This window comes from Candidatus Neomarinimicrobiota bacterium (assembly GCA_016784545.1).
GTDB lineage: Bacteria > Fidelibacterota > UBA8477 > UBA8477 > JABMPR01 > JABMPR01.
The window spans coordinates 1-6542 of the sequence record JADHUM010000095.1 but is presented as its reverse complement, the minus strand read 5'-3'; the positions used below and the strand labels follow the sequence as shown (position 1 = coordinate 6542).

The 6542-nt window shown below is 45.2% G+C and carries 9 protein-coding genes and 1 tRNA gene; 7 read left to right on the top strand and 3 right to left on the bottom strand.

Translation table 11 applies throughout. The annotated features are described in order from the left end of the window. Positions 1 to 35 precede the first annotated feature (35 nt). From ISR87_15130 to ISR87_15105, 6 genes are all read left to right on the top strand, one after another. On the top strand, positions 36 to 329 hold the full coding sequence (locus tag ISR87_15130) for a T9SS type A sorting domain-containing protein (protein MBL7026774.1): 294 nt from the start codon (positions 36 to 38) through the stop codon (positions 327 to 329). A 7-nt stretch (positions 330 to 336) separates the two neighbouring features. After that, positions 337 to 1524, top strand: a complete 1188-nt coding sequence (locus ISR87_15125; GenBank protein ID MBL7026773.1) for a hypothetical protein — start codon at positions 337 to 339, stop codon at positions 1522 to 1524. A 40-nt stretch (positions 1525 to 1564) separates the two neighbouring features. Next, the gene (locus ISR87_15120) at positions 1565 to 2623 is read left to right on the top strand and encodes a PD40 domain-containing protein (protein MBL7026772.1); all 1059 of its coding nucleotides are present in this window, start codon (positions 1565 to 1567) and stop codon (positions 2621 to 2623) included. A gap of 114 nt (positions 2624 to 2737) precedes the next feature. Further along, a complete protein-coding gene (locus ISR87_15115; protein MBL7026771.1) occupies positions 2738 to 2923 on the top strand; it encodes a hypothetical protein in 186 nt (61 codons plus the stop codon). Further along, positions 2904 to 3524, top strand: a complete 621-nt coding sequence (locus ISR87_15110) for a hypothetical protein (protein MBL7026770.1) — start codon at positions 2904 to 2906, stop codon at positions 3522 to 3524. Before ISR87_15115 ends, ISR87_15110 begins: the two co-directional genes overlap by 20 nt. An 82-nt stretch (positions 3525 to 3606) precedes the next feature. Next, a tRNA-Leu gene (locus ISR87_15105) sits at positions 3607 to 3692 on the top strand. A 541-nt stretch (positions 3693 to 4233) separates the two neighbouring features. On the opposite strand, the gene ISR87_15100 is transcribed toward ISR87_15105, so the two are convergent. The 3 genes from ISR87_15100 to ISR87_15090 form a co-directional block, all read right to left on the bottom strand. After that, positions 4234 to 5016 carry a sialate O-acetylesterase gene (locus ISR87_15100; protein MBL7026769.1) on the bottom strand — a complete coding sequence of 261 codons (783 nt, stop codon included), beginning with the start codon at positions 5014 to 5016 and terminating at the stop codon, positions 4234 to 4236. 68 nt (positions 5017 to 5084) lie between these two features. Beyond that, on the bottom strand, positions 5085 to 5852 hold the full coding sequence (locus ISR87_15095; GenBank protein MBL7026768.1) for a DUF108 domain-containing protein: 768 nt from the start codon (positions 5850 to 5852) through the stop codon (positions 5085 to 5087). Positions 5853 to 5860: 8 nt separating this feature from the next. Further along, a complete protein-coding gene (locus ISR87_15090; protein MBL7026767.1) occupies positions 5861 to 6397 on the bottom strand; it encodes a spore maturation protein in 537 nt (178 codons plus the stop codon). Between the two features lie 18 nt (positions 6398 to 6415). On the opposite strand from ISR87_15090, the gene ISR87_15085 reads away from it, so the two are divergent. Next, positions 6416 to 6542, top strand: a 127-nt coding sequence (locus ISR87_15085; GenBank protein MBL7026766.1) for an SUMF1/EgtB/PvdO family nonheme iron enzyme, incomplete at its 3' end; no start/stop codon positions are given.

The following is a 6542-nucleotide window of genomic DNA, read 5'->3' as shown; positions in this document are numbered from 1 at the left end:
TAGGATTCTTCGCAGGAACTACAGGGATCACTGATATGCAGATACCGGAAGAGATGGCAATTAACAGAGTTTATCCCAATCCCTTTAATGCCTCGATCAACATTGAATACCACATGGATCAATTTGCTCAGGGTCGAATTGTTGTTTATGATATTCAGGGTAAAATGATCATGGATCAAGGGTTGCATAACCGCGCTCCTGGAACCTATATCTGGACCTGGAATGGGGCAGATAAAACCGGGCAAAATATGCCCAGTGGTGCTTACTTTGTACAACTGATTCAAGGTGAAGCACGCAGTGAAACCCGCAAGATTGTCTTAATCAAATAGGTGAGTCGTGAGTAGGAAGTGGTTGCTTATTTTGTTTGGACTTATACAACTGGCACAGGCAGATGTCCTGCATATTGTACCCCACACACAATGGACCTTTAACACCCCTTTGGAACAGGTTATTTTCAGATCCAATACTTCCGGTTTTCCCATCATATACACCTTAACAGAGAACAAGATTTCATACTATGATAGTCTTGGAAACAATGTGATTGACATAGATCGTACGCCTCAGGATATCTTCAAAATTTCACACGATCTCTCACACTTTATGTTGATTCAGCAAAACGAATCAAATGATATCTCTGATCCGCAACTGCTCTATTCATTTCAAGTCTATGATTTTCAAGGGAATCCAAAATATACCCTGGTGCATGCCATCCCCTGGGGAGGGGGAGAACTCAACTCGAGCTTGACAAACCATGGCAGCATTCTTCTGACCCAAGAGGATCAACCCTGGATTCTTGAATTGAGTAATGAAGATACGCTGCTCTTTTTGGAGAACTTAGTACCCCGGGATCAGGATGCTTGTGAGATAAAACTTGTGGTTGATCAACTGGTCAATCGAAATGAATTCATTAGTGCTTCCTCCTGCATCTCATCCGGGGGGATGGACACAACCTCCACGATTAATCTACATCTGTGGAATCACGACAAACTGCTTGGTGATCCTGTAAATGTTCCAGGACGGCTTGTGGGGCTGGAGTCCATACCTGGAACCGACAATTATTTTCTTGAAATTCACGATGGTTATGAGTCCATGTTAACTCTCTTTGAAAGAGATAGAATCGTGGGACATTATCCATGGAAAACCTGGGAGATTAGTCCGCTTGGAAGCAAAGCTGCCTTTGTCATCTCTGAAAAGGATTTGAATGTGGTAAATCTTGGAGATGGTTCAATTATTTCAAGTTACCATCCCATCGATATGAGTACAATCAGCGACGCTGAGTATTTGCATCAATGGGGTTTGTTTCTATACATACGTTATGAACCCTTTTTTACTGAGAATGGGGTACAGGCCTATCGAAAATTTGAACTTGAAGGCGTGAGTAAAACAGGTCAAATTGCCCACCGTAGCTCCTTTGGGAGCTGGACAACCACATTACCAAAATTATCTCAAATTGGAAAAGATCTATTTGCAATTCATATGCACAATGCAGTTCTTTTGTACCGTATCGAATTGGAAGAAAAATAGTTTTTTCCAGAAATACCTTAAACAAAATCAGGAGTGTAACTTGAGCATAAAGTTTTTCATATTATCGGTATTAAGCATGGCAATATTGAGCTGCAGCACCCAGCAGGAGATTGTGGTTGAGGAAAAACCATTTGGTCTTTCCAAAGTTGAACAATTAACCTTCGAGGGTGATAATGGGGAAGCTTATTGGGGTCCTCTGGGTGAGCAGATTATCTTCCAGAGTAAACGCCATGGCAATGGGTGTGATAAAATCTATATCATGAATGCAGATGGCAGCCAACAGCACATGGTTAGCCCAGAACTGGGCGCAAATACCTGTTCATATTTCAGCATGGGGAAGGACAGAATCATCTTTGCCTCAACCTTTGGTGTAGTGGATAGCTGCCCACCTCGACCAAAGCCCCAGGGAAATAAATACATCTGGCCCCTGTACCCATATGATATCTATACTGCCAATCCCGATGGTTCAGATCTGGTACGAATAAGAGAAAATGCAGGTTACGATGCTGAGCCAACTGTTTCCTTTCTCACTGGCAAGGTGATATTTACCTCAGAAATCGATGATGATCTTGAATTATTCACCATGAATATGGATGGATCTGATGTCCAGAGAGTCACCAACCATCTTGGTTATGATGGTGGACCCTATTTTAGCCCGGATGCCCAAAAAATAGTCTGGCGAGCCTGGTACCCTGATACTGCAGAGGATACACTGCGTTGGCAGGAAAATATGGCTCTTGATCAGGTTGAAGCTGTGCCACTCTCCATTTATACCATGGATGTTGATGGCCAGAATATGGTTCGGTTGACCAATAATGATGCTACCAACTGGGCTCCATCCTGGCATCCTGATGGCAAGCACGTTGTATTCTCATCCAATATGGACGACTGGAATGAAGCAGCCAGTGCCTATGGTCACAATTTTGAGCTTTATATAATTGCCATAGACGGGAGCGGATTAAAACGTCTAACCAACAATACCTATTTCGATAGTTTCCCAATGTTTAGCCCTGATGGAAAATTCATAGCCTTCGCATCCAATCGTGATGCGGAAAATCCCAGGGCCACCCATATTTTCAAGGCGGAATGGAACGATTAGTCGTTAAACCACCAATTGTATATTTGTTCCACGCGAGGATTCGAAACGAAGTAAGACGAAGCTCGTTGTCAATCCTCGCCCAGAAATACAACGGCTCTTACTTTAATTAAGAACATGAATAAACTACTCCTCACATATTTACCCTACGGTGCCATTGATCTGCTCCTGGGCCTGGCCATAATTAGTGAATTGGTGAATAAGCGCTATGATTTGCTGTGGGCGAACTTGCCAATCTTGATCTGGGGATTGGTATCGCTCAATAAAAAAATAAAGGAAATGCATGATGATCTGGCTGATTGAACTTAGCATTTTCCTGGTGACTGCAATTCTGGTTACCCATGCCAGGGTCTTTTACAATGCATCATTTGTGTGGGTCTTCTGGATATCCGGCATTATTCTGGGGTTCCTCCGTGAGTATGCACTGGCTGGAATTATGAAAATCTATAGCTATGGAGACTTTCATATCACCCTGCTTGGAGTGCCGTTCATTTTCACCCTTTTCTGGACCGACATCGCATATATTGGTCTGATCTGGGCCAATAATTTTCTCAAGCGAGATTATTTGAAAGCCAAACCTCTCGATTACCATTTGCCTCTCATCTTTATGACCATGGTATTGATTTCCTTTTTCTTTGAAGCTTTGCTGTCGCAATATCAGCTTTTGAACTGGCATCTGGACTCTAGCTCAGTGTTGTGGGGGAACACACCACTCCTGGCGCCTTTCGCATACGGATGGACAGCAGTACTCTATCTAAAAAGTTTAAAATTACTCGCTCAAGAGCCTCAGCAGGATTGGCAGATTCTGGTGGTGAAACTCAGTCTGGCTCAACCCCTGGTGGTTCTTATCCTGGCAGGTTTATTACTTCTCTCAAATCTGGCTATTATTCTGGTTTTTTCCTGATTGACAGTAGCTGGGAGGGGGATTACATTAGCCCGCTTTTTCAAGTCATGGCGAAACTACAGTGTGTAGCGAAGTCAGAGATGCCCGGGTGGCGGAATTGGTAGACGCGCTAGGTTCAGGTCCTAGTGTACTCTTTTGTACGTGCTGGTTCGACTCCAGTCTCGGGCACACCTTGTTAGTAGTTAAAAGTTAGAAGTTTGAAGTTAAAAATTGGCCAGTGCAGAGATGTGGTGGCTTTTTTATTCCTTTCCAAAAAAAACAATAGAACGTCATGCTGAGCTTGTCAAAGCATTCAGGGCTGGAGCCGAAAGGCCTTGACTAGAGCCGTCACACTGATCGAAGACAAAGTGCTCGGGCACACCTAGTTAGAAGTTAAAAATTAAAAATGAAAAGTTAAAAATTGGCCAGCGCAGAGATGTGGTGGCTTTTTATTACTTCCCATGAAAGAACAAAAGAACGCCATGCTGAGCTTGTCGAAGCATGCAGAGGCTGGAGCCGAAAGGCCTTGACTAGAGCCGTCACACTGATCGAAGTCGAATTGCTCGTAGTGACTTAACTACAAACGCATCTCAAATAGCTTTGACCACAGCATTTCGCAGCCCCAGGATATCACTCATACGAGCCCTCTGTCTTTGAGGAGCATCGTGGCGACGCAATTTCAGATCTGTGCCAACAAGGATGTTTCGACAAGCTCAACAACCGGAATCTCTTACTTCCCTGCCTGGCTTTGGATCTTTAACATTTCTTCTGCATAGCGTTTCCCCATAAGCTTCACACTGGCAGCGTCGAAATGCCATTCCTCAAAAATTGTTAGCCCCTCTGAGCTCACAAATCCCGTGAAGGGCAGGCGGTCTGGGAGCAAGGCGGTTTGTTCATTAATGGCAGGCACACCATCGATTTGTCCTGCAATAAAGGGCAACTCTGGCAGTGCCAGGTCTTTTCTGAAGCGTGACACAAGCTCCGAGAGTTTATCAATATATTTATCCGGATTCTCAACATCAGCTTCTCCCTGGTGCCAAAGAATTCCCTTGAGCGTTCCAGTCTTCCTCGCCCCTGACACCCGCCTCAGTGCCTCCTGATAAAATTTGGACCCCTGAGCCCATTCTTCAATCTCTGACCCACCTCTGGCATTTACAACCAGCCCTAGATTAATATTTTCATCGACTTCCAGCATAGTCTGCGCAAAATGATACCCGGGACCCATTTTTTGTTTGCTGATATCCTTGCGAATGGTCGAGTAACGATTTAGTGGGTTTGCGGCCGGCTCCCAGTGACCGCTATCATCAAGCAGGAAGCAGCGCTCAATGGGTTTGGATTCGTCTCCCGTGAAAGGTGCACGGCCCGCCATATTTGACTGACCAATGAGGAGATATACATGCAGGTTCTGTCTTGGGCCAGGTGCTGTCTGAGGTGTTTCATCTGAAGCATAGGGGGTGCTGGGCAGAGCCCACAGGCAAACAGCCAACCCCAAAGCCTTCCGTTTTATACCCATAGGATATCTCTCCTCCTAACGTCCGGGAAAATCAGCAGGTCTGGCTGAGCAGTACTGCCATCTGGTGTTTACACAAAGCAGAATCCGTTGTCCTCGGATAAAATTGTTAACAGACTCTGGTAAAGTGATTCTGGCGTATAGCTTCCAGTTACCTCGCCGGCAGAAAAACTTTCTATTTCAAGATTCCAGTTCAAACCACGGCCATGGACTTCGATCCGGTGGTGCATTTTATTGGTATTGGGATCAGCGATAATAACTGAGCGCGTTGCCTCAAAACCTAACCCGGCCAGTGCTATTGCGGCGTGAACATTGACATTTCGTGGGAATTTGTTACAGGCGTCCAGTGTAGATCCTTCAAAAAGGACCTCAGGTTTTATAATCTGACTGTCGGTGATTCCCAGACTTTGAGGATGCTTGGTGGTTGTGATAGAGACACTATCCAAGAGTGACCTGCCATCGCGCAGGCCGTCTAGACCAAGTACAGCTCCATGGGGTAAGAATATTTTTCGGCCGTAATGAACAGCATCCTGCTCTATTCGGTTGCGGATATCTGGATCAGACAGGCATGTCATGGAGGCCAGCATTAAATCAGCATCAGATTTAATGAAGGGCAAGAGAGCCTTTACAACGTCTGCATGTGCAACTTCTACAATTAAGTCCAATGGCCGGGATCCCAAATCCTCTAAATCCTTACACACGATTTGTCTGTCAAGAAACTTGGTTTTCTGTGGGATAGGCTCCCACACTGCTTGCACCGAAATCTCTTTATTGTCTTTCAGACGATCATAAAGAAAACTCCCGATGAACCCAAATCCTGCTAATCCAATATTTTTCATAATATACTTTATCCAAAAACTACCTGAGTCACAACAACAGCAGCTATGATACCAGCCAGATCAGCAGTGAGTGCCGCCGGTAGTGCGTGCCGTGTTTTTTTCACTCCCACGGAACCAAAATAGACTGCCAATATAAAAAAAGTTGTCTCGGTTGACCCCTCCATGACAGCTGCCATGCGGGCGATCATCGAATCCGCACCATAGGTGTTGATTAATTCAGAAACAATACCCATTGCACCACTCCCGCTGAGCGGTCTCATGAGCGCCATGGGGATCACCTCGCCGGGCATACCAATCCAGGAGGTCAATGGAGCCAACAAACTGGTCAGGAGATCAAGTGCCCCAGAGGATCTAAATGCGCCGATGGCAACCAGAATTGCAACGAGAAATGGAATAATTCTCACTGCCACGGTGAAGCCTTCTTTGGCTCCTTCGGTAAATACTTCATAAACTTTAACTTTTTTGTACCAGCCATGACCAACAATTGCCAGGATGAGTAGTGGGATGGCTATGGCAGATACGCCGTTTATTATTCCTAAAAACATATCACACCTCCTCCCGGCATGGTCTATGTTGAGGGTGGGACATTCCAGATGGGAAGCAACAGTGGCATTAGCGACCAAAAGCCGGTTCATACTGTGACGGTGAAAAGTTTCTATATTGATCAGACGGAAGTGACCCAGGCGGAGT